Source organism: Candidatus Nitrosocosmicus sp. T (assembly GCF_054408485.1).
Map to the genome: position 1 here is coordinate 2,197,951 of NZ_CP166992.1, position 24,629 is coordinate 2,222,579.

A 24,629-nucleotide genomic window follows, 5' to 3' on the forward strand; every position below is an offset into this window, starting at 1 on the left:
CGACAATAGCATAAGGACTGGTAAACTATAACTGAATAATGAATACCTGTGGAGGACAACAATAATGGAGGGTTAATAATGTGATTAAACACTGCTAATTACGCAAGAGATCTAGGATAAAGATAACATGATCAAACTTTCTACTACTTGCTTTAATCTTAGGTTGGAGTCATAAGAGCCGTCTTACCAAAAATAGGTTACCTAAAAAAAGTTGTTACTTTGGGGAAACGTCCATGTTGTTGTATAATACATAGGCATCTTCCGAATACATTGCTACGGAACCAGACGCCATCTCAGGAGACATCTCCGTATCGATATAGTCAATCTCCAAATTTCCATTGATAAATACCTTGATGTGATTGTCAACCATATCGACCTTTATATTATTCCAAGTACCTAGACCCATTTTTGGAGTGGACTTTGTTTCTAGGAATTTTTGACCATCTACTGGATCTGTGCAGCTGTCACAATCTTTCTTTCCAAGCTCAATTCCGTTTGGTTTAAACAATAGGGAATAATGGTGAAATCTGTCCACATACCTAAAGTCTATCCAGCCTACTTCCCATACATTGGGTTGAGAGTTTTGTCGCAATTGTTTTACAGTATTTATATCAAACTCCATTTCAAAATCACAAAATTTGTCTGTAGATTTTACTAATGCAGCATGAGTGTGCGTATCATATGGTGTTGATGATGCATTAGGTTTAAGATAAAAAACGGATTTCCCATCTACTACTTCAACCCCTGTTGATCCATAGCCGGAATAAACATTCTTCCACTCTCCGTTTGGTGACGTCTGGCCTTCATGCAAAAAGTATGGAGTATCAAAATTATCATACAGATGCACATTACAAGATTCCTCAGTAGTAGATTCAATATTATAATTTAAAACCGGTATAACAAATAAAATCAACATTAAACAAGAAATGACAAAAAATATAGTAACGAATGATAATCTTATGTTCATTTCCTTTCTTAAACTAAGATTGAATTATACATAATATTAAAGTATAATAATTCAAGTTTCGTTTTGATATTCTAATATTATTTTATAATCAAAAACTATTTTTAAATGTTTCATATATATTTATAACTAATAGGATATAATCTTATAATTAGAATGAATGAAAAGTCTGATCCGTCCTTAAATTCAAAAATGCGAAAATCAGTCTATGTATTTGTAGCCTTTTTTATTATTTCAACTATCTTATTTAACAATGGTAATATGGCCTATTCTATAAATCAGGGAATTATTTCTGGGACTGGGTATGGAAACAATGGAGAACGTTTTGGTTCTTTTGTAGCCTGTTCGGAGTCTGATGCAGCCCATTATTTTAAAGGTTCGACTATTTATTTTAAAACAACTTTAACTGACAATTCTGCGGTAAATAAGAATTCCGGTACCTCCTTAGGGTCATGGGTTATCGAGTTTATAGCAGATAATTCGCAAAGTCCAGTAAGGATAGGTGGACAAATAATTGAATCGAATCTGGACCATAACACGTATACGCTTTTAGGGGAAAAAACTTTTGACGATGTATGCAGTAATATTGGGAATACTATTACTTTGACAGGCGGATGCGGAGAAAATACAAGAATATGGTATTCAGATTCAAACAATGAAAAAGTCGGATCAATTACACCACCAGATGGTGACAAAGCATTTTACTTATTTGGGTCTGAAGTTGATTGTGTTTGATAGTCAATTCCAAAATTATCATTCTTTAGATGAACGCACAACAGGAGAACTTCTGGAGTATTTCCATCCAAACTGGGCATCTTGTCAAGGGATAGTCTACTGCTCCATTAATTTATTACCTTCAGTTATTATAGTATAAAACTTCTTTAGTATCATATACTTTAATGGATGAATGTGACACATGTCAATTATAATCGTACAAGGACTTGTGGATTACAGATCTGGTTTCTTGGAATGTATAAAAGTCATGCTGCCAAATGCAGTCTCCTTTCTTAATTGATTCAAGAAATATTACTAGCTTTGGGCATTATTCTTCTTCACTATCGCTTGATGGTTCTTCTTCACTATCGCTTGATGGTTCTTCTTCACTATCGCTTGATGGTTCTTCTTCACTATCGCTTGATGGTTCTTCTTCACTATCGCTTGATGGTTCTTCTTCACTATCGCTTGATGGTTCTTCTTCACTATCGCTTGATGGTTCTTCTTCACTATCGCTTGATGGTTCTTCTTCACCAAATATGCTCAAAGTAGTGGTTGTACTGTCGTTTGGTATAGGAATAGATAATTCGTTATATTTAGGTGAAGTGTCATTTAACAAGTAATCTGTAATGTCGTATGTGTTTTCTCCATTAATAGGCGATACTGCCGTAGCGTTTATGTTTACAATGTCACTAAGGAGGGATTTTGGAATTTTTAAGTTGATAAGCGAATAGGGATTACTTAAATTATTACGAGAATTATCTAGTTTTTTAATGTCATTGTTTTGTATATCTACAACTATATACTTCTGATAGCCTGCAAATACGTTGTCTATAGTAATATTATCAGGATAATCCAATTGTAGCGAAAATAGTAACTGTTCAGGATCATCTGTAATGATTGAATCTATCTTGTAAATATGATAACCGCCAAAGTAAATATCTCCACCCGGAGTTTGAGTTAATCCGATGACCGATTCAAAGGGGTAAAGATTTATTTGAATATGCTTTTCAGAATCTATAGTCTCGGGGTCATTATGGGGAGTTACTTCAGAACTTATTTTTTTAGTTTTGTTGCTAATTTCGATACTATATATATCTCCTGTATAGGTACCAACAAGAAAAGTGTCTTTTAGATAGGGAAAATGATCACTTGTATAATAAATTGTTTGTGTAGGAGCAATTGAATAATAAAAGGACCGTAGAGGTTTTATGTCGATTGTACTATTTGATGCCTTCCAATGAACATTTTCAGGTTGCAAATTTGGAAATCCGTAGTTGCCTCCTTTCTTTATGACATTGATTTCATCAAACAGTTTATCATTATTTTCTGTAAATATCCCAATACCATCCTTCTCGTTAAATGCAATGCCAAATATGTTTCGATGTCCCATTGTATACACGGGAGAATTTGGAAACGGATTATCTGATGGAATGGTTCCATCTTTATTAATTCTAAGTATTTTTCCTACCAATATATCCTTGGATTGAGAATATAAAGACGCTCTAGCGTCTCCAATTGAAATATATAATTTATCATCTGGACCTATTGCGAGCGAGCCTCCAGCATGAAATGCGGCAGAAGAAGGAATATTATCAAAAATAACAGTCTTGTTAAAACCTAAATTGTCTTTTTCAGTGAATCTTACAACTACGTTAATTGGTTTACCATTAACGTCATAAGTGGAATAGTACACATATACAAAATGGTTATTCTCAAATTCGGGGTCTATTGCTAAGCCCAACAATCCAGTTTCCCAATTAACTTCTAAGTTGTCAATCGTAGCAAATGGTCTATCTAATAAAATATCGTTCTGCAGGATTCTTATCTTTCCAGTATTTTTTTCGGCTATGAATATTCTTCCATCTGGAGAAGTTACCATGCTAGAAATCATCGTTAACATCCGTCCATTGTTTTTATAGATTGATGAATCATTCAATGTATTATCGAATTCCCAGTGTCCGACTAGCCCATCAAAATCGGACATCGATCCATTATCGTTATAAATCTGACTAATTTCCATAGGGGTTAGTATTCTATCGTAAAAACGAACATCATCAACCATACCCGGAAATTTAGTGCATTCTGAACAATATGATGCGACACCAATATGAATTGGCAGATTTTGAGCGGGGATATATGTTCCATTATATTCAATGCTATCATATAGACTTCCATTACCATAGACTCTAATTTCTGAACCATCAAAAGTGGCCACTATGTTGGTAAATGACGAATTGGAGATTGGAAGAGGTTTGGACATTAAAGGCCCATTACCTGACTTAGTTGTCAAACCAAAAACAATGTCTTGATCTTGTGCATTATTTGTGCTAAAAAACCAACCCTCATCCTTATTAACAGTAGTATGAGAAATGACATGGGCATCTGGTGTTGATTGAATCGGTGTGCTAATTTTTTCTACCCAAAAAGAGATAGAAAACACTTCGGAGTTATAAGCAGTAATGTTAGATATTTCTATAAAATCCCTAAACTTCTCTTGAAATATTACTGCGTTACCACTTTTTCCTTCCACATAAGGAGCCTCTCGTGTTATTGGAGTAATCTCATTGCTTGTAGAATCTACAGAAAATCCCTCGAATTCGCTTTTGGATAAAGCACATTGTAAAGATTCGCCATAATCCTGACAGCTATAAAAACTACTCTTGTTAAAGATATGTTGTTGACCTATATCGTTACTACTACCATAAACGATCAAAGGTGAGGAGACTATAAAAGGAATAAATATAATAACCAAAATAAAAAAATAGAGCATGCTTCGCTCTGCACGTATGAAATTGATAAAGCTATTTATATTGAGAAATTTCAAATTTGACTAATATAAGTTTTTATATTAGTCATAAGTCGTTGTTAACTAAAGTATTGATCACCCCTTGTTGTGGTAATTTACAAAAATATTCAATCATCTGCCTACATGTTTTTGTTTACAATTCTTTAACTTACATGGAAAAGCAGACATCCAAATATTCTGTCCTTCTTTATGTATTGCATAGTTCTCTCTATCAGACATTTCTTTTTTTTGCAAAGGAAGGAATTGATATGGTGATAGAGTTTTAGAAATCGACAAGCCTGTGGATATCATGGTCCACAATAACTGGGTACTACATGAATTCTGTAAATTGGACAATACTGACAAATAACGCTCGGAAATAAGCATGTTTCTCTTTGAGGATATATTTTTAGGACGAAATTCCTAAATCTTCTTCAAAATTGCGATACGGCTTCTTATAACCTCGAGCAGATAAAATATTGCTTTGGAAACACATCTATGATAATCCAAGCAATCGATGAAGGTATTCTGTTTATGTTGATAGCCATAAAAGTGATGACATCTTTTGACAGCGCCTTATTTATCATCTTATTGTTTTTATAGATTAATAGATAAATCACTATCTATGTCTATTGACATAGAACAAGAATTAAATCAATTAGGATATTCATTTGAATCTGAAGGTAGCAGAAAAGTACAACTTACAAAATTTTCTTCAATTACCGATGCAGGATCAACAGATATTAGTTTTTGTTATCATGAGGGAGATAAAGCGATAAATTATATATCCAAATCAAATGCAGGAATTATTTTATGCAAAGAATCAATGATCGGTAAAGTTAATCCCAAGAATGGACAACAACTATATTTTTTAAATAATCCTCGCCTTGCATTTGTTCAATTATTTCATAAATACAGTCAAACTGCTGAAACAAAAGGGATATCTCAACATACAATAATGCACGACTCGGCTAAGGTTGGAGGAGGCTGTTCTATTGGACCTTACTCTGTAATAGACAAAGATTGCGTCATTGGGGATAATTGTATTATTGGTAGTCGAGTCAGTTTAAAGAACTGTATCATTGGGGATAATTGTATTATACAAACAGGAACGGTTATAGGCGAAGATGGGTTTGCTTATGAAAGATATGATACTAATGAACTATTACGCTTTCCTCATATCGGAAAAGTTATACTATCCGATAATGTGGAAATTTGTGCTAACTGTTCCATTGCAAGAGGTTCTTTATCAAATACAATAATAGGAAAAGGAACAAAATTAGATGCTTTGGTACACTTAGCTCACAATGTAAAAATAGGAAAAAATTGTGAACTTACGGCAGGTACAATTGTTGGAGGTAGTACAACTGTAGGAGATTCAACATGGACTGGGCTAAATTCCACTCTTAAAGACAATATTAGAGTAGGCGATAATGTAATAGTAGGAGCGGCTGCCATGGTGATTAGGGACGTTGAGAACAAAGATATCGTAGCTGGGGTACCTGCAAAGTCTATAAAGAATAAAATAAATACCAATCTAACTTTTCTGATGGCGGGTCAAAAAGACTAATTTCTGTTAACTGCTAGGTATATCTTTAATAATTTTTACTGTAAAAATTCTTCATCTGGATTCTCAAAATTATAATAATTTGTTACACATCCATCCATTTGGCGAATCACTTTATTAAATTGAATTCACTATCACAAGCAAAACTTTTCATGTATTAGTTATCCTAATGCAGGACTAAAATTGACTCAATGAATTCTATATCAACACCTGTCGAATTTACCTAGATACTTATAGGGCTAGGCATAAAGGCAGAAATAAGGAAATGGAAGTAATTAAGACTGGGTCATAATTGCTAACAAATAAAGCTAGTCTCCAGTCTATCATTTTCGATTGAAACAAGAGATACTAACTAAAAGACTAACCAGTTATAGTTCGTCATCCACTCTAAGCAGCATTTTGTATCTTGTTGGATTGATTGATTGAAAGCTGTCATGTAATGCTAAATCCGGTCTCAAAGGTAGACCTTATGTATATTCGCATACCAACATTTCATGGTGTTTTATAGTCCGCCTATGGTTCAGACTTGATTCAAACAAATCATTACATTACTTTTAATGGTCGGAATTTACCATATCATAGAGCAATAATGAAAGTCTGTGGTTTATCAGATGTGTTCTTACAAGACAGACGTATTTTTGATAGAAGTTTGAAGACCTTTTCTATCGATAGGAAGAAAAGGATAGTATCGATAGGAAACTGGTTTATATCAGAAGACTTGATCAATCCATATATCCTTGTTGTAGATAGTAGTCTCATCAAATCATACAAAGGTAAAGTTTGACACAAGTCATCGATTAGGAAGGGAATAGTTCCATGTTTTGGTATTGATGCAGATGCTAGATGTGGATATAGTCGTACCCGAGTCAGGATATTTGGCTATAAACTACATATCGTGTCTAGTACTGATTCTAGGGTAGTACTCCTTTTTGCAGATATTACAACAGCAAATGTGTCGGATAATTATGTTATCCAGATCTGATACCGAGTTTATATTCAGAAACAATAAAGAAAATTCGGTTCATGGTAGCAGATCCAGGCTACGATGTTAGGGAAATGTATGATTTAACCACAAAAAGAGAGTTTCATCTTGTATATCCTGTCAAAAGGTATAGAAGTACACAGAAGAAAAGGCTCAATCTGGCTGATTTTTACGAGTCATCGCTAGGACAGATTGTGTACCAAGAAAGGGTTATCTCGGTAGAACCTCTGATAGAGCATATTAAATCTGTATTTAGAATAGATTCGGCACTTGTAAGAGGATATGAGAAGGTAAGTGGAATAATACTACTGTCAGTATTGCTGTATCAGATACTTGTTTATTACAACTGCAAGATACAAAAGGACAATCCTGTAAGAGCAATCAACTATTTGATAGGCTGTTAATCTATTCGGTTTGTGCTCCTAATAAGATAAATTATCAAGATGAATTATGTCTCAATCTCAAATATCTAGTATCATATTATTTTACGCACCGTGCTCTCTACACATCGAATAAGGTAAAATTGAGTGGAATAACATCACTAATCAACATCATATATGTCCAGAACAAATGCTTAGTAGGAGGAACATAATCATTCACGGTTTTATCATTTGATCCCTGATAATGACATCAAAAGTCGATACTAAGCATATTTGGAAATTGTACTTCGACTGCCATAATGACCTGTGCTACTTGCCTCTTTTAAATGCTGTTTTATTTTTTGGTAAACCCATGAGTTGTTTTCGTCGCACCCCATGATTTGATGGTCCATGCCCTAACAAAAACCACAAAAACGTACAATACAAATGAATTGTAAATTGGTATAAATATTGCATATTTGAGCCCACCCCGCCCATATTCTTTTGCTAATACAATTATTTGAACTATCCAAATAAAGGCGGTAAGCAAAAGCCATTGGTTAATTGTTATTGTAGCATAGTTAAAAGGGAAGTATCCAAATACCAAATTAAAGATCATTCCAAATCCAATGGTCAAAAACAAACCTAGAGCAGTGAATATAACTATAGGGCTCGCCCAAAAAATGATACCCAGTATATCAGTAGGTTCGCAAACTCGATTTTTCAAAAGATCAATGAATCCTTTGGCCCATCTGGCTCTTTGTTTTAACAGAATTTCTATGGTGGGAGGTTTTTCATCATAATTAATACATTGAGGTGCAAAAACGATTCTATAGCCTTTTCTCAACAATCTAGAAGTAAGTTCATAATCATCTACCAAATGGTTTGTAAATCCCCCAACTTCCTGAAGGATTTCTTTTCTTAAAATGTAACCTGTTCCACCAAGACCTCCCCTTTGGTCCAATGCAGTCCTAGCTGTCATGTAAGGTGTTGACCATAGATCACCTTCTATTGACAACAATCTAGTAACGAAACTGTAATTTCTATTACTTGGCACATATCTCCCTTGTACTGCAGCATATTTTTCTAATAATGGAAGTCCCTTCTCTACAAAGTCAGGACTTAGAATTCCATCTGCATCCAGAACTAAAATGTATTCTCCCTGAGATTTTGAAACTCCAAAATTAAGTGCTATTCCTTTTCCAGAAGCTTTTGTTTTATAGTCAAGTGGCTTTACTCGCGGATCTTTGACAGATGCTTCAGCAAAAGTATTGTCACTGCAGTTGTGACATACGATAATAATTTCCATATTGTGATATGTTTGTTTTAGTAATTCTGTTACTGTTTTTTTTATTACCGTGTCTTCATTGTGTGCTGCTATTATTATGGAGCACAACAAGTTCTTTTTGATAATTGCTTCATTAAAGTTTTCATAAGCTTTTTCTTGAAGAGACTTTACCTTTTTATCCATTGCGAGATAGGTAATGAGAATGAAACATGTTACTGCCGTATAAATAATAATAATAATTAATGGCGGCAAAGTCACATAATAGAGATTTACATCAGTATCAATCAGAATTTCGTTTCCCGTATACCAATAATAAATGGTATTTAAAATTACTGTAATCCATATTACCATTAATACAGAATACATAAATTTCCATCTTTTGTCTTTCAACGATTTTCCCCGAAAAGACTTTGAGTATTTTTCCAAATTGGATTGTTTGTAATAGAGGATATGATCATGTTAAACCAACTTTCCACCTTTATCTGCTGAACCAGTCTGGCAGCATTATCGTTTACGTCTACTGCCCGTACTTGTATTTCTGTAAATGGTGGAACAACCTTAACAAGTGCAATGTATTCTTGATTTTGCTCTTTTGCCAAATAAGTTTCAATATTCTTGTTACCTTGGGTGAAATTTATTCCTCTAAGCTTCAACGGAGATTCATCCTCTATCTTTAACTTCAATACGTTATTACCCTCATGTAGTATATTTGTTATTATAATTATTTTAGGAGGGGTAGTATCATTTCTTAAGTTACTATTACTACTACAGCAATCTTGGTCCGGATGGCCAGGAAGAGGTAAGGGCTGCATAACCCATTGGGCATATGATAAATGATCATCATAAAATATAAGCAAAAGGATAAAAATGAAAAAAGATGTAAACATAAATGGAATGTACATACTTTGATTCATTTTAGTATGGAAAAGGGAATGTCCATATATTTAGATACCTTATTTGAATATAGGTCTGTAACCTTTCTATCCCTATCTGAATTTTGATTCTTGTATAATCTTTTTCTGCTTTAAAGAGTAGTATATGCAGAAATTTAATGAACAAAGTCCGTAGATACATTTTCCACACAATCAACAGGCACTGTATAGCATTTACTGAGGTTGAACCTATTGTTCTGAAAGTAGAATGAATGATGAATGTTCAAATTCACGACTTGTTATAGCTATGGCTAGATGAATTCAGAGGTCACTCACGATTATGTGAAAGAATAACTATAAATGTATAAAAATGAAGAAGGAATAAAAGTATAGCAAGTTATTTTTTTAGGGCTTCATATAATCCAAACATGTTATTCTCTGTGTCTAGAAATACTAAAATGAACCCCATCTCCGGAATTTCTGTTTTTGGCATTATTACCTTACCCCCTGCTTTCTCAATTTTCGATGCATAGTCATCAACAGAGGGTACAGTTATGTAATTTGTGACAGAATGTTCTGGAGCTTGACGTTTCATTAGTCCGCCTCCAATACCTTTATTCCCATTTTCATCTTTGGTGTCAAAAAACCAATAATCTTTTGAAGGGTCTTCAGGATTAGCCAATTTCTGCATATTCCATTCAAATACCACTGTGTAGAATTTTGATGCCCTTTCAACATCATCGGCAGGGATTTCGAAATGCTGCACCGTAGGCATTTCAGGCTACTCCATATATCGAAATAATTGTTTTACGCATTATCATTATTACTTTACGCTCTTTAAAAAGAAAATGGTCATAAAAAAACTAAAAGCCAAGTGTAAACTTTTGAGCAAGAAAATTAACATCCAGTATCTCATTAATGAAAAATTGTTTGCCTTTCACAATTGAAAGAAACTCATTGACATGAACTCTAATGAATCGTAATATTTTTGTTATTGGAGTTTGTAACAAATCATAGAGAAATATTATTTCCGAATATTGGATTTTAAATTATAGTAGCAACGGGCATCTAAACAGTATTATTTCAAGATCAAATTTGATTAACAATCAGTTTTGGAAGTGTTAGAATATCAATATCAACAAAAAATAAAAATTAAGAGTTATTTATTGTCCATAAAAGTTATGGCCAAGATTTTCGCTATCCGATCCATCTCCAGAGTTACAAGAATCAACAATACTAGCATTTGGTGAATAGCACTGGGCACCTTGTATAGACTTTTGTGAATTTCCTAAGGATTGATCAGTACCGCTACCTCCAATGCTACCACCTAGATCAAAACCCAAAAATGCATATGATATAGAATTGGGTGAAGCTGAAAGTGAAAGTGAAACCACTAACAAGAGAGTGATGGAAGCTAAGACTAATGTATTCTTAAATGGCTTTTTGTGCATTAATGTTATAATAACGCTATGCTATATCGAGATTATTTTACTTGAAACTGAATTTATATTACTATTATATTCTATTGAAATTTGTAAGAGATTTTTGGTAGGTAAGAAACTTCATGTAATTAGATTTATACAAATTAAATGAAGGGATTATGTGGAACCTATAATGCTATCAGCGGGAATTCATATTTTGTTTAGAAAGTTCTGAACCACGAAAATATTCTTGGACAATAAAACTTACTCAAAAGAGCCGACTTGAATTTTAGAATGGTCAAACTCAATGGATGAAGTAATATAACCACCTAGAAATTATATCATGGCTGCAAGCTCTTCAAGCCGTTAAATAAAACCATCGTCCCACTACCTCATAATAGATTCGGGTGAAATTCCTTGATTAATCTTCTGTTCGTACGACGGCAATGATAGCGTGGACTAAAATCTTTTCGGTTTGTTCAGTTTAAGCAATTTGGTCACGATCCTGACAGGATCATATTATATTATTCCTATTACTTATTGCTTTGAATATTAAATTTTAATTTCTAATACAATCGTAGATGGTTTCCGCATCTTTATGAAACTTGGCTTTTTCCTGATGTTGAATGAGACCAACCGTTAATCTTCCTGTATACAACACTCAAGATCGTCAGCTGAAATTATATTTCTCTTTAGGACAAAGTCTGATGCTTCATTAAACCGCTCAGTATAACCACGTTTGTTGGAGTAAGATAAGATTCTATTTAGCTATTAGTCTTTAATACTTTGTTTAATCATATATACCAACTATCTGGCGGGTCAGGAGTATATAAAGTGGTAACCTTTATGAAGGAACGTTAGCGTGTTATAAAAAGAGTGCTAGTGGAGGCTATGGAGAAAAATTGTTTCGATATTTGGATATCTATTTAGACAGTTTTCTTAAATGACAATAATATTCAGATGCTCATGCCAGGTCTTTTAATAGACGAATGAATTAGAATCCCAGTTGGTATGTTTCTTAATAGTTCTCCACCTTCATAAGAGATTATGAGTGACATGTCTTACTCATTTGTCTGCAGAGATGGGAGATTTTAGAGAAGATTGATGGCCGTCGGCGGTTAGACCACGGCGGCGGCGGTTAGACCACGGCGGCGGCGGTTAGACCACGGCGGCGGCGGTTAGACCACGGCGGCGGCGGTTAGACCACGGCACACAAAAAACTATATCAGTATTGGAAAATCTATCAACAACCAAATTAGTAGAAATCATCAGGATCACTCGAGAAATGAACCTCATATCTCATTTTAGCCTATTAATCTTCTGGATCGCTATGCATTGACTAAATAGTAAAGTTAAGAATTTAAGTGTAGTAAACACTTATGATCATGGATAAAATATCGAATTCTGAACACGAAACAAGAGCTCTTCATAATGTTGAAAGTTTTGTTTTGGATAGATTATTGACCGAACATATATCAAAAGGCGATCCTTCAATTAACATTGGAGAATTGATGAATTCAATAGATAATACAATGTCCCCTTTATTTGATCAAGCTGTTGAGGATTTGATTGCTCAAAGCCTGATACATTCTTCAGATGGTGAAAATTATCATATTACTCGAGATGGGATTAATGAACTAGACAATAGAAAGAGAGAAGCAATACCACTATAAACTAAATAAAGATATTTATTATTATCAGGTTAATTGATTACCCTTAAGTATATTCAGGGTCTTGCATAAACAGCGTGGAACTAGGATGCAAGACCCTTATGGAATTACTTTGAGAGGTGATTATCACTATCTTGACAGGTTTAAAAACACCATGTATCGATGATCATGTTTCGCTATAGTTACTGTTTACTTTTGAACATCACTGTAAAGTCAAAAAATGAAGCAAGACAATAATAAATATGTAAAAAAAGTGTTAAGAAAAACTACCCCTGAGTAACGGTAAATACAATTTTGAAGTAAAGTCCTTACCTCATATCTTTGTCTGATCCATTCAAATATGTTCAATTGTACTGTAGGTTTCAGGGTATCGATACATCAAGCCGTGTTCTGCATTTCTAATCTGCACAAGCCAGGCTCCTGGAATTTTTTCTACAATCGTTACCGAATTTTCTGCTGGAGTAAAGAAATTGTCAGTTCCTACGATTGCTAGAGTAGGAGACGTTATATTTCCAAGTATTTGACAATTACCACTCCAGTTTTCTAATGCTTCAGTTTGCATTCCCATTACTTCAGGAGATACAGACTACAACTCTAACCTATGAAAAGAATTAAGGGTTTATTTTCTAAACCTAAAATTAGCAAAAGAGAATGTGCCTCTATCTACTGGTAACTAAATGTCTCTACTTTTTTATTCTATGTTCATTAAAAGGATATGGTTAATCCATGACTGAGAACAACGTGCATTTTATTCTATATCATTTCAGTGACCAAGAATTCTTATATCCACGTTCTATCATGACTGCAAGAACCAATGGTCAAGTTTACGTTGATTCTGAGGAGGAAATGATGAAGTATTATGAAGAAGCTAATTTTGTTGACTGTAGAATTAATGGTTATCCTGCTCATACCAAGTCTGAAAGGAACCATCTATATCCAAGCTTTATTTTTATAGATTTAGATTTATCTTTATGTTCTACTTGTAAGTATCCAATTAGAAAGCTTGACTACATTCTAAAGCAAACATTACACAAGATAAGAGAAGTGATTAATGGTCAACCGACGGTTCTATGGACTGGAGGTGGCTATCATATTTATCAGCCAATCAAAATAGTTACCAAAGATCAAAAAAAACAACCTCTAGAGACAGTTAAGGAACTTGAAGAATTCATCCCATTTGTAAGAAATGATTTGACTACTGAGTTTATACGTTTTGCTGAAAAACTGTTTACTAATGAGAAAGGAGACCCAAAACACAATCCTTCCATTAACTCATGCCTGATTAGAATCCCAGAAACCATAAATTCAAGGTATAACGAGAAGGTCAAAATAATCCAAAAATGGGATGGTATTGAAGCAATAGCGAATCCTTTAGTTTTACCATTCATGGATTACCTTATACAATTAAAAATTGAAAATGAAGAGTTACGAAAGAGAAAACAGAATTCTGATTCTATAAGAAATAGCAATAAAATAGCCTGGATAGACAAATTACTTGCAACTCCAATTCCTGATCACAGATATTTTTGTTTATGGCACATATTGATACCCTATCTTGTAAATATCAAAGGGTTATCAGAAAATGAAGTGATTTCTATACTAACAGAATGGTTAGATAAGTGTGACAAGGTAAATAGAGTCAGATGGAAATATCCACAAAGAATTAAAGAACAACTAAGATATGATAAAGGCTATCCGCCTATCAGTCTAGAAAATTTAGAAAAGGAGAACTTTGAACTCTATAAATTATTACAAGATTAATTTACCATTGCTAATAAAGCCTTCACATCCTCCACTGCTTTCACTGTTTTCACCATTTATGATTACTATTCTTCCTCTGAATTTGTTAATAATGGTGTTAAAACTAAATCTACGAATAGGTTAACATTACTAATAATACGTAAATATTTATATAATATCGAACCTACAGCCATGATATGTTTAATAGTAACAGTCGTTACAAACAAATACTAATCGACTCAGATAATTACAATTAGCTCAAGAAGATGGGACAAACTGGTGATTCATTCAATTCTGTAATTAGTAAATTAATCAAGAATCTTAAAGGTGAGGTGACAAACTAGATGTCTGAATTACAAGACGTAATTATAAGAGATTCTGATAAACGATTTAGACACGAATCAATGGTTTCCTTAGAAGTATAGGTGTTTCCCAAATCATAGGCACCGAAGGATATTTAGAAATTGAATTTATTGGAGGAGAATGTGGTGTTAGAGTCGTATATCCCAGAAACTTGGAAGATTTACACGAATACATTAAAAAAGAATTAATAGATGAGACTCAACTATCGCTTATTGAAATTGACATCATTAGATTTTACATCAAAGATTACATTGAAGAAATTGAAAACACATTAAAGGAACTCTAATCTGTTTCGAAAAAAAAGAATAGTATAAGTCTAGCTATGCACAAAGGAGTAATATTTTATTGAGTAACATAAATACGATCGTTTCTGTAGTCATCGACAATACTGACTATTATCGTGACTTAGACAAACAACTGTAGTAAAGCAGTTGAAAAAGGAGTTATGGATTGTCGAAGCAGACAACTGTTCCAATGAAAGCGAGTAACGGAGAGCATCTATTAAAGACCTCATATTCCCACACCTGTGGAGTTCTGAGCGAAATACGAAATAATATCGGTTCGTTTATCAGATTCTAGACAACTTCTAAGAATGAGCGCTAAATTAGGCTAGGTTAATAAATCATATTATCCATGGATATCAGGAGATTTTGTTTGGAGGAAGATATGGGAGCAGATGCTCCCTCCATCAATGATTCGATTCAAAGCCTCAAAGTAGAAGATATGGTAAACCATCTATCAGATTTACCTCATGGTCTGCATTGTTTAATAATATATCCTGACTTAATGACCCTAAGAGAATTTTATACCTGTTATATAGGGAAACAAATAGAAGAGAAAAAAAGGTGGTTCTTTTTAATCCTTTTTATGAAACAGATTCTTCAGTTAGGCGAGCCTTTTCTGATTCTCACAAGGCAATAGATGTTAATAAATATGAAAAAACAGAATCGCTCATAATAAATGATTCATTAAAAGAATACTTTGGGCAAAGTAATCCAATGGATTCTAAACAGAAGTTAATTGAGCTTGCGAATCGAAAAGGTAAAGATGGCCTTTCGGTAATAGCTGACATGGGTCCATATTTTTTTAAAATGGAGTATGATGAACTATTAGAATACGAGCTATCTTTACCAACAAGTTTTGGTAAGTCGATGTCTGGTCTTTGCATTTATCATCATAATGATTTTAACAGACTTTCAGAAGAACAGAGACAACATTTAGTAGAGTATCATTCTATAGCACTAAAACTAGAAAGTCATTAACTACATATTTACAAGGTTAATGAAAGCCGCTTTATCGATCTAATTCCAGGTCTAAGTATCAACAAGGTTCTGATTGACTAGTTAGCTATTTTCAGCTTTGTGAATTATGTCCTGCTCAATAATTTTTTTCAACATAGGGAGTTTTAAAGGTTTTTGAATTAGCCTATCAAATACCGCTGTTCCAACAGCCCATTGACTTTGTATATCTGCAACATCAAAAGCTGTTATCAAAAATATTTTTACGGCAGAGTTAAGTTCTCTTATCTTATTTGCAAGCTCTATCCCGCCCATGCCGGGCATTCTCAAATCCGTTATGATTAGAAAATATTTATCAAGGCATTGTTTATAATGCTCAAAAGCCAATAATGGATTAGTAAAAGATACAGCGTCATAACCCATTCTTATAATAAATTCCTTGTAAAGAGTAGCCAGCTCTTCTTCGTCATCTACTATAAGAATAGATAAAGGCTTTTGCACCAAACTTTATTTTAATTCCAAAATATTTAACTATTTGTGATGAACTTCATAAATGGCATATTGTACCCCTAAGACATGAAAGAATTTGATCATTTCTGTTCAAGAAAACCGCAATGGTGTGTAAAAAAAAACAGGTACAACTTTTTTAATAGCTCAGATTGGAATATTTATCATATGTCGCTTCTTTCTAAGGGCGAATTACAATTTTTGCAATGTCAAAAACAAGTATCCAAATCATATAAATATAAACTCAAGTCAATATTGAGGAAGAAAATTTCTAATTTTTTGGATAAAGATTTGCCGCTTCTCTCACCTTTGTTTCCAAATCTAGATCTTACCAGATTCAGTAAGGTCCGGAACATCAAGAACAACCCATTAGATCTTACTAAAAACAAAAAATTTCTAGTCCCACCTTATCTCTTTACCAAGATTGCAATAAAGAACTAGATTCTATAACCTCAAACACCACAGAAAACCATAAAATCCGTTCACATTCCAATTCTAGAGAGAAGAATGAACAATTATATATAAAGAGCAAAAAGAAAATCAATAATTATAATACGAGGGCCGGTGGTCTAGCCTGGTTAAGATACCGCCTTGACATGGCGGGGGTCGTTGGTTCGAATCCGACCCGGCCCATATAAAATTTGCATGTTTTTATTTGGCAGGTTGAAATTATTTGAATACTCTTTCCTAAAAATCATATTATTTTCAATTGTACAAGTTCTGGGAGCCTGTACTAAACTAGTATACTGTTTTGACAAATCAGGCGAATAGTAAATATCACATGTGACACAATAAAGACCCACCTTCTTGAAAGATTCTTTTGCACCTAATCTGATATAATTAGAATTAAGACCTTTATGACAATATTAGCATTTGGTCAATAATTTATTATTGAGATACCGATATTTGATCTTTGGGTAGTACCATAACCTTTGCAGGATAATTAGAGGACACGTTGTTCAAAAGAAGTGCGGGATTTGAACCCTCGATCCCTAGCAATAGTAATCTAGCAAATCCCGAACTACTTTACGAATGAACAATAGTATACGAGTGCCCAAGCAAGAATGAATTGATAAATTATAGACATAAAACTGGGAGATAAATCCCTCTTGTCATTGTATACTCTCTATTTAGATGAAAGTGGGGATGAGGGAAAGTACAATATTAATCAGGATATGACAAAAGATGGAAGTTCGAGATTCTTCACCATAGGAGGCATAATTGTGGAAGATAAGAATATCCCTTTATTCAGAAAGCGAATGGATGAATTGTTAGAAAAATACTTTCATAATATAGATCATTTCAATAAATTTAAGTTACACTATAATGATTTCCTTCAAAGTAAATATCCATTTGACAAGATGACAGGTCTTGAAAAGAAAGTAGTTGCTGATGATATATTTAATATTGTAAAGGAAATTAATTGTTATTTACTTTCCGTAACAATTGATCTGTATAAACACTAGTACAAATACAAAGATCGATATGCGATAAGACCAAGAGCCTATTCCATAATCCTCATAAAAGAAAGTATGGTCGTCGATGGATATCTGAAACTGTTTTTTAAACAATTAGGAAAATATTTTAAGAGTATGCGTCAGCTACCAAATTTCAAAACGCAGTAGAGGAGATGATGATAAAAGTATTTGTTTAGAGGAACATAGAAAACAGCAAGAAGAGAGATGGTTAATGAGTAGGAGAGATTTATGGAACAAAGCATAAAATTAGAAAAATTTGGATCAGCAAACCTTGAATTGGGGTTTACAGAGGTTCTCCATTGTTACTTTGCTGATTTATCATTCTCCCATAAACCAAATGTGTTATTTTCTGTGTCAGAGCATATAGCCATATAACCCATTTTTGGAATAGCCATTTTCGGGACTTTAACTGTTCCTCCTAGTTGTTTCACCTTGTCAGAGTATTCATCTACTGATTTGACATCGATATAATTCAATATTCCTTGTTGTTCTGGAGCATGCCTTTTCATCAGACCTCCCATAACAGCATTATTTCCTTCATGATCTTTTGTTGTGATTCCCCAATATTCGACACCTTCAGGTAACATATCAGATGGAACCTTTTCAATGGTCCATCCAAACAAATCACCATAGAACTTCTTTGATTTTTCAACATTGTCTGAAGGAATCTCAAAATGTACTATTGTTGTCATAGGACATAATTAAAATGCGTACTTAATAAATTAGTAAGAGATCAATTGTATAGTTGACAACACCTGTCATCATAGATCAAAATCCTATCTTGTAGAATCTGGGGACATATGTATTCCCTATAGCACATGATCCTAATAGTATATCTTCTATACGATTTAGAGTCTATCCCCTAATTATCTTTTTGTAGAAAACAAAATGAACAGGCTTCAAAATAACATGTCGATATTGTTGATTTTGGGTCGTTTGACCAAGACGTTTTAAATATAGCAATTACATATATTAGAAATAGTTGCAAGATGCGATATACAAACAATTGATTGAGTCAGGTCAATCTTTTCCTGAGATAACCGATGTAATTTATGACGCTAATCAAATGGAGAAATTAATCCTAAATTCGGTTGACGTAGTAACTATCGGATTTGATGCAATTTGGGATAAAAAGATATTCAATTTTCATTATAAATTTCTGAGAGAAGGATTTGATGTATTGGAAAAGTTAATTGAAGAAAGATGTCTAAGGATACGGCTCATAGTTGAGACCGCACCGGAAAATATAGAATTCATAAACAGTATTAAATACTATGAAATAAGGCATCTTGACAATATAAGAACTAATTTTGGTATAATGGATCAGAGAGCTTATATGTTATGGGTATTTCATGAAGATGACCAAAGACCCGAACAGGCTTTCTTCAGTAATTCACTATCCTTAGTTAAGAAACAGCAAATGTTATTCGACAAGATTTGGAAACTAGGAATACCGCTGAAGGAAAAAAACAAACAATTAGAAAATAAACAAACGTCGGAATTTCATAAAACGTTAGCTAACTTTGTCGATGCTCGAACCGAAATTATGACTTTTCTTGATCATAGTAAAAAGGAACTGCTAATCCTTTCATCTATTAAAATGCTAGACTATTTTGCAGATGATGACCTTTTTTGGCTAAAACTCTCAGTGTTATATAGAAAAGGAGTATTAATCAAATTATTAACAGATGGATACAATAGATCACTAATTTACCAGCTTAACAAAATTACAAAAGAAGCATCTAGAAAAACACATGATCATTTTCAGATGGGATACTCTACCAAACTTGGAAGTATCGATGAGTTTGTTTTGATTACCGATAATAAAGAGGCTCTTGAGTTGACCTACGCAGATCTAAATCAATATAGAATATCGTTTTTGAATGATAAAAATCATGTTTTGGTTCAAGAAATTCTTTTTGAAAAGTATTGGAATGAAGTTCAAAGTTTGTCAGGCATATCTACTCCCTAACTCATGAATTGTTCTCTATTCCAAGTTTTCTCCAAGGTAAACAATCAAAGCCTGGGTCACCTTAGATTTTTCCAACTTTAACAAAAAGTGATAATTTGTTTCTCTTTACTCTTTGTGTGGCCCAAAGGCTTGCATCCCCTTATTTGATTATAACCAATCTTCGCAATTTGTTTACTGTTTCTCTAAATCCCATGTAGAGTAATATTTTGGAAAGAGTTCCAAAACAACCGATTGTCCACTCTTCTGCATATTCAATAGAGTCTGTGCTATTGGATGTTCCGTATTTCCCAAGTACTTTATCATTATCTTTTCCGCTATAGGAATATTGAAGTTAATATCTTCATGAATCTTAACATCACCTTCTCCGCGTACTCCTCTGGGTACATTTGGATCATCAATACAAAAATAAACAATCGTATTGTTTCTGAGGTTATTTGTTTTCTTGGACTGTTTTGATGTTTCTATATAAATTCTGTAATTTCCAGTATCGTAGTAGTACCATACAGGATGTACGTTTGGATGGCCTTTCTCATCTATAGTTCCCAGATGTAGATTTAATTTGCCAGTTGTAAGGAATTTTACTGTTTCTTCTTCATTAAAAGGTACGCCAAATCCTGGATTCCCATTAAGGATTTTTAACATGTAAAACACGGTGTACTAATCTATTTAAATTGTATCAGGAGATAAACGGCTCTGTTGAGCGTAAATCCACTTAATTCAATTAAGGTATCATTAAATCATATTTCAATCATTAGTTAATACCTCTTTATTGTTTCTTCCCTGTACTTTTTCCTCATCTCCCAACCTCGAAAAGATTCTAGTTCTTAATTTGTAGTTACAACAAGGACAGTATACATTTTCATTCCAGTGTATGAATATCTCACAAATGCTACATCTTTTCTGTCCATCTTTATATCTGGATGGGATATCATGATTTCTTTTCGCTTTGAACTTTACACATATTCCATTACAACTCATACCGATTAGAACATGAAAAATAATTTTACAATGGCTATAAATACGTACTTAATTTTGCATTTCCTTAGTCAATTCGTCCAACACAGGCCTTATCTTCTTTGTTATTATCTCGTTTATGTCAGGACGATAATAGTGATGGTTGACAAACACAGAACTACTAATCCTACCTTATAGTAAATCTTTAACCCTAGATCATTCGTGTAAGGTCTTATAGGAGAGCAAAACTTCCGCGGGTAGAAGCATTGGTTAATAGGGTTAGGATTCATTCATCATTTTATTTAGTTTACACATCTTATTCCTTATTTCATCGAATTTACTCATTGCTGGTCGATAATAGTGTCTTACAAATACAGAATCAGGAATTCTTCCTTGTAATAAATCTATAATTTCCGCCTCTATACCCTCATTTCTTAGGAAAGTAGCAAATATCTTTCTACAATAGGACATCTTAAACCCAGTTTGCTCCTTCCTAGTAATTGCAATTTTAATCGTATCATAAGTTAAGGGTTTTTGGCCCTCAACTAATGAAATCAATTCCTTATTAGTAATAGATATGAATGCTTTTTTCGTTCTTCTTAAGAATATTTCAGGGAATTTAAAATGCTCTAATAGTTTTTCATCTCTAGACAAATAGTCTTGTCTTTTATCAGAAAGCAACAGGTTAAAAGAATCAATTGCTTCTTGAGGTCGCAAACCAGTAAGGACATTGAATATCAAAATATTAGCAAATCGCGGATACGATTTTATTGTTGTTGTTATCCATTCTAACATTTTTGTAAAGTCGCCATCGGGCTTTAAAATATTATAAAATCCAGCCAGTGAATCTGTAGCAGACCACTTAAATTGGTACTTTTTCTTATAATCTGCCATTTATCATATTTTCCTGTGAATTTTGAATATGCATCTAACGCCCTCATAATATGTCTGCGTTTACTATTAGGATATGTAGATAATTCCGAAGGATTTTCATTCAATATGTGTTTGTACTGAATTGCATATCTATAAAGATCATTTATCGTCTTATGTTTCAAGTTTTGAGATTTCAAGTACTCTTTGAATTTAACATTATTATCCCACCGTTAACGGACGAATTGATCTTAATACTTTAAACCACTTTTGTGATCGCATAGGTAAATTATCCCTACTGTGTATTATAACAAATTTTATGATAAAATCTAATAATAATGTGACTTTAATTAGAAACACTAACCTTGGTTTTGTAATAGACGATTGTTTCAGAATCCGGCGCGAAGGATATTGTCAGGTTTGCTGGCAGTCCTTCTGACAAAGTTTTGTTAATGAAAGAAAGCGACCTGTTTTCATAATATAAATCAGGTGACCTTGTATCGATCGGATTATCAGAATAGGCTAGATACGGTAGAAAGTAAAACGTCTTTAAACCGGGTGTTGAATTTCGAAAATCATTGTAACTTAATTGTTTTAGGTCAAAAATTGGGACTTCTCTCATATTTCCAATATCGTCTTTGACTTCTATTTTTGATCTCGCTCCTTCGATATGACTATAGTTTATACCAAAGGAAATAACATTTCCTAATCCAATATCTAAAACAGGTTCTTTTGACAAAACAAAGTTAGGATTCAATACAATATCAGAATCTCCAGATTTAATTTCATATATGCTTTCAAGGTTTACCGAATGAGTAAAATTACTAATTGATATTGAATCAGGATAGTCATTATCAAACGTATTCCAAGATTCTATATCCGTTTTCTTTTCAATGACAATAGGATGATAGAAAATAACTGATACAAGTTGCAAATTATCAAATGACATATTTCTTGGTTCATTAATCGTGATCTCTACATATCGTCCTATACTATTTCCAGTTCCAATTGAAGGTAATATATTACCTAATGTATCGTTAGTAGTGGAACTGATTATTTTTGTAGTTATATTATTTGAAGTTGCTATTTTTATTGTATAGTTATATTGTATTGTGTCTGCAAGATTCCAGTATAATTCAATACTCCAAATAGTATTATCGCATCCTAAATCCAAAATAACTGATTTTTCATTAAACAATAATTCTACTTGTGTCATATTCTTCACAGGTTGGTCGTTATCAACTTCATCAAAAGTATCGTTTAACTTTACTGTTAAACGTGGGTATACAGAATCAGCATTAGAATTATTGTAATTGCAAACACTACCGTTGATGGAGTTAGTTTCATTGACGAGGTCATGAATATAAGAAGTCAAAAGTAAAGCAATAATACCTATTATGACAGAAATAAGATTATTGCTTAACAAATTCTACTCTATAGTCTATTGTAAACAATGAAAAAGGATTAAAGTCTTATGTTGGCAAGAAAAACCTTGCCAACAACACAGAAATAGTTAATTGATATGAATGTATTAAAATAATCCTCAAACAAAACTGCAGCACCTAGTTAGTAGGAGTATCATCAACAACCATAATGACAGACACCCGTTCCATAACAATGAGACCTGATATGAAGTACTGTTTCTACTCTTGTCTATATCTACTTTAATATTATTTCTCATTGTTATTCTTACATAATAAATCTATTCCTAGATGATCATACAAAATGGCGGTTTTCTAACAACGTGTTAAATAAAAACTTCCTTGAGTAACTGATAAAATCCAGATGTATTAACCTATTAGACTGGAATACATTAAATTGTCACTATTAATATTTGGATAAAACAATAACCATAAACCAAAGGCAAAAAATTCCACTATAGAAAATAATTTATCTTAATTACACGTATATACATACTCCTTCTGCAAAAGGATGTAGGCTTTGACGAAAGCCAATAAAGGTCTTGAGATGCGCAAACAGATCTCAATACCAAGATCCAATGCCTGCATATGCTAATTGTGTTCTCATTCTATTCCTTTAATTTCAATTCTCAGAGAGAATTAACTTGAGACTTTTTAGATCATTATTTCTGTTAATTCGATTATACTGCATATTATAAAATTACAGTAGAACCCTACTTCCACCGGAAACTTAATCCTCACGAGCCCAGACTTGGCATGAATGAAGTGTCTAGATGATTATGAGAGAGTGATAGATTCGAGTCAAATTTGTTTCACATGCCACCGAACCCGCATAATATACCGAACTTAATCCCTCCACCGAATCCGATACTCATTAATAGTATCGATATAATATTTATACTTGTCTTTTCTTAAAATTGACTACTTTATTCTGGCATTAGATTAATAAAAAGATGGAATGTTATATCGCCTTGGCTACTTTTGAGGGTTAATTTCAATTTGATATTACATTAATGAGGATTGTGAATAAATATATGGTTATCTAGTTCTGCTAATATTGATATTATTATGTTTGTAGCGATTTTAGAAGTAATGGGTCCTTCCCAAAATTCTGGTTCTATAATATTAATATTTATAACATTCACCACGCCTATAAAAATCATAAAACAGATGACAAAGCCAAAACCGATCTGAATATATTTTTTGGCTTTTTTGTATTGCCTGACAATACATGCAAGGATGATATTGAAAAAATATGACACTCAGAACTGCAAGAGTTACAAAAATAGAGCGATTTGGAAATTCACCCGGGGAAAATGACGAGATGGTCAGCAGAATAAGTATTCCACTAATTATCGTAGAATTAATTATTATAAGGTCTCGGTTCCATTTGCATATCGATTTCAGATCTTTAATAAATATACTAACATCAAATTACTTTATCATTTAAAGGTTTGTAAG

At 33.1% G+C, this 24,629-nt stretch carries 24 protein-coding genes and 1 tRNA gene; 12 read left to right on the plus strand and 13 right to left on the minus strand.

All coding sequences use genetic code 11. The annotated features are described in order from the left end of the window. Positions 1 to 214: 214 nt before the first annotated feature. Complete coding sequence (locus AB0A59_RS11175; RefSeq protein ID WP_458743817.1) at positions 215 to 967, minus strand: family 16 glycoside hydrolase; 753 nt, start codon at positions 965 to 967, stop codon at positions 215 to 217. 153 nt (positions 968 to 1,120) lie between these two features. Between AB0A59_RS11175 and AB0A59_RS11180 the strand changes: the two genes are divergently transcribed. Then, positions 1,121 to 1,699: a hypothetical protein gene (locus AB0A59_RS11180; protein ID WP_458743818.1), complete on the plus strand. Its 579-nt coding sequence runs from the start codon at positions 1,121 to 1,123 to the stop codon at positions 1,697 to 1,699. A gap of 307 nt (positions 1,700 to 2,006) precedes the next feature. On the opposite strand, the gene AB0A59_RS11185 is transcribed toward AB0A59_RS11180, so the two are convergent. Both AB0A59_RS11185 and AB0A59_RS11190 read right to left on the minus strand, forming a co-directional pair. Next, the gene (locus AB0A59_RS11185; RefSeq protein WP_458743820.1) at positions 2,007 to 4,451 is read right to left on the minus strand and encodes a PQQ-dependent sugar dehydrogenase; all 2,445 of its coding nucleotides are present in this window, start codon (positions 4,449 to 4,451) and stop codon (positions 2,007 to 2,009) included. A 147-nt stretch (positions 4,452 to 4,598) separates the two neighbouring features. Continuing rightward, positions 4,599 to 4,832, minus strand: a complete 234-nt coding sequence (locus AB0A59_RS11190; protein ID WP_458743822.1) for a hypothetical protein — start codon at positions 4,830 to 4,832, stop codon at positions 4,599 to 4,601. Between the two features lie 259 nt (positions 4,833 to 5,091). Between AB0A59_RS11190 and AB0A59_RS11195 the strand changes: the two genes are divergently transcribed. The 4 genes from AB0A59_RS11195 (at position 5,092) to AB0A59_RS11210 (ending at position 7,419) form a co-directional block, all read left to right on the plus strand. Further along, on the plus strand, positions 5,092 to 6,036 hold the full coding sequence (locus tag AB0A59_RS11195; RefSeq protein ID WP_458743824.1) for a GlgC family sugar phosphate nucleotidyltransferase: 945 nt from the start codon (positions 5,092 to 5,094) through the stop codon (positions 6,034 to 6,036). Positions 6,037 to 6,559: 523 nt separating this feature from the next. Beyond that, positions 6,560 to 6,817 (plus strand): hypothetical protein, encoded by a 258-nt coding sequence (locus AB0A59_RS11200; protein ID WP_458743826.1) that lies wholly within the window; start codon positions 6,560 to 6,562, stop codon positions 6,815 to 6,817. Between the two features lie 42 nt (positions 6,818 to 6,859). Next, a complete protein-coding gene (locus AB0A59_RS11205; RefSeq protein WP_458747605.1) occupies positions 6,860 to 7,015 on the plus strand; it encodes a hypothetical protein in 156 nt (51 codons plus the stop codon). 32 nt (positions 7,016 to 7,047) lie between these two features. Beyond that, positions 7,048 to 7,419: a transposase gene (locus tag AB0A59_RS11210; RefSeq protein WP_458747606.1), complete on the plus strand. Its 372-nt coding sequence runs from the start codon at positions 7,048 to 7,050 to the stop codon at positions 7,417 to 7,419. Positions 7,420 to 7,729: 310 nt separating this feature from the next. Here the strand turns inward: AB0A59_RS11210 and AB0A59_RS11215 are convergent, their stop codons facing one another. The 4 genes from AB0A59_RS11215 to AB0A59_RS11230 form a co-directional block, all read right to left on the minus strand. Beyond that, positions 7,730 to 9,028, minus strand: coding sequence for a glycosyltransferase family 2 protein (locus AB0A59_RS11215; RefSeq protein WP_458743828.1), 1,299 nt, complete (start codon positions 9,026 to 9,028; stop codon positions 7,730 to 7,732). Between the two features lie 20 nt (positions 9,029 to 9,048). After that, complete coding sequence (locus tag AB0A59_RS11220) at positions 9,049 to 9,474, minus strand: hypothetical protein (protein WP_458743830.1); 426 nt, start codon at positions 9,472 to 9,474, stop codon at positions 9,049 to 9,051. A gap of 457 nt (positions 9,475 to 9,931) precedes the next feature. Further along, positions 9,932 to 10,309 (minus strand): VOC family protein, encoded by a 378-nt coding sequence (locus AB0A59_RS11225; RefSeq protein WP_458743832.1) that lies wholly within the window; start codon positions 10,307 to 10,309, stop codon positions 9,932 to 9,934. 388 nt (positions 10,310 to 10,697) lie between these two features. Next, positions 10,698 to 10,985, minus strand: a complete 288-nt coding sequence (locus AB0A59_RS11230; RefSeq protein WP_458743833.1) for a hypothetical protein — start codon at positions 10,983 to 10,985, stop codon at positions 10,698 to 10,700. 1,349 nt (positions 10,986 to 12,334) lie between these two features. On the opposite strand from AB0A59_RS11230, the gene AB0A59_RS11235 reads away from it, so the two are divergent. Beyond that, on the plus strand, positions 12,335 to 12,628 hold the full coding sequence (locus tag AB0A59_RS11235) for a hypothetical protein (RefSeq protein ID WP_458743835.1): 294 nt from the start codon (positions 12,335 to 12,337) through the stop codon (positions 12,626 to 12,628). A 331-nt stretch (positions 12,629 to 12,959) separates the two neighbouring features. On the opposite strand, the gene AB0A59_RS11240 is transcribed toward AB0A59_RS11235, so the two are convergent. Further along, positions 12,960 to 13,187 carry an alpha/beta fold hydrolase gene (locus tag AB0A59_RS11240; protein WP_458743836.1) on the minus strand — a complete coding sequence of 76 codons (228 nt, stop codon included), beginning with the start codon at positions 13,185 to 13,187 and terminating at the stop codon, positions 12,960 to 12,962. 164 nt (positions 13,188 to 13,351) lie between these two features. Between AB0A59_RS11240 and priX the strand changes: the two genes are divergently transcribed. Then, on the plus strand, positions 13,352 to 14,386 hold the full coding sequence (priX, locus tag AB0A59_RS11245) for a DNA primase noncatalytic subunit PriX (protein WP_458743838.1): 1,035 nt from the start codon (positions 13,352 to 13,354) through the stop codon (positions 14,384 to 14,386). Positions 14,387 to 15,573: 1,187 nt separating this feature from the next. Further along, entirely contained in the window at positions 15,574 to 15,990 is a 417-nt protein-coding gene (locus AB0A59_RS11250; protein WP_458743840.1) for an MEDS domain-containing protein, read from the plus strand. Between the two features lie 81 nt (positions 15,991 to 16,071). Here AB0A59_RS11250 and AB0A59_RS11255 read toward each other — a convergent pair whose 3' ends face one another. Continuing rightward, positions 16,072 to 16,467, minus strand: a complete 396-nt coding sequence (locus AB0A59_RS11255) for a response regulator (RefSeq protein WP_458743842.1) — start codon at positions 16,465 to 16,467, stop codon at positions 16,072 to 16,074. A 564-nt stretch (positions 16,468 to 17,031) separates the two neighbouring features. Between AB0A59_RS11255 and AB0A59_RS11260 the strand changes: the two genes are divergently transcribed. Beyond that, positions 17,032 to 17,106: transfer RNA gene (locus tag AB0A59_RS11260), tRNA-Val, on the plus strand. A 476-nt stretch (positions 17,107 to 17,582) separates the two neighbouring features. Continuing rightward, on the plus strand, positions 17,583 to 17,939 hold the full coding sequence (locus AB0A59_RS11265) for a DUF3800 domain-containing protein (RefSeq protein ID WP_458743843.1): 357 nt from the start codon (positions 17,583 to 17,585) through the stop codon (positions 17,937 to 17,939). A gap of 314 nt (positions 17,940 to 18,253) precedes the next feature. Here the strand turns inward: AB0A59_RS11265 and AB0A59_RS11270 are convergent, their stop codons facing one another. Further along, positions 18,254 to 18,643, minus strand: a complete 390-nt coding sequence (locus tag AB0A59_RS11270; protein ID WP_458743845.1) for a VOC family protein — start codon at positions 18,641 to 18,643, stop codon at positions 18,254 to 18,256. 314 nt (positions 18,644 to 18,957) lie between these two features. On the opposite strand from AB0A59_RS11270, the gene AB0A59_RS11275 reads away from it, so the two are divergent. Then, the gene (locus AB0A59_RS11275; RefSeq protein ID WP_458743847.1) at positions 18,958 to 19,923 is read left to right on the plus strand and encodes a hypothetical protein; all 966 of its coding nucleotides are present in this window, start codon (positions 18,958 to 18,960) and stop codon (positions 19,921 to 19,923) included. Positions 19,924 to 20,094: 171 nt separating this feature from the next. On the opposite strand, the gene AB0A59_RS11280 is transcribed toward AB0A59_RS11275, so the two are convergent. The 3 genes from AB0A59_RS11280 to AB0A59_RS11290 all read right to left on the minus strand — a co-directional run bounded on the left by AB0A59_RS11280 (position 20,095) and on the right by AB0A59_RS11290 (position 23,173). Continuing rightward, positions 20,095 to 20,565, minus strand: coding sequence for a pyridoxamine 5'-phosphate oxidase family protein (locus AB0A59_RS11280; protein WP_458743849.1), 471 nt, complete (start codon positions 20,563 to 20,565; stop codon positions 20,095 to 20,097). Between the two features lie 591 nt (positions 20,566 to 21,156). Beyond that, a complete protein-coding gene (locus AB0A59_RS11285) occupies positions 21,157 to 21,771 on the minus strand; it encodes an integrase (RefSeq protein ID WP_458743851.1) in 615 nt (204 codons plus the stop codon). A gap of 322 nt (positions 21,772 to 22,093) precedes the next feature. Next, positions 22,094 to 23,173, minus strand: a complete 1,080-nt coding sequence (locus AB0A59_RS11290) for a hypothetical protein (protein WP_458743853.1) — start codon at positions 23,171 to 23,173, stop codon at positions 22,094 to 22,096. Between the two features lie 1,250 nt (positions 23,174 to 24,423). Here AB0A59_RS11290 and AB0A59_RS11295 point away from each other — a divergent pair. Then, a complete protein-coding gene (locus AB0A59_RS11295; protein ID WP_458743855.1) occupies positions 24,424 to 24,618 on the plus strand; it encodes a hypothetical protein in 195 nt (64 codons plus the stop codon). Positions 24,619 to 24,629 lie beyond the last annotated feature (11 nt).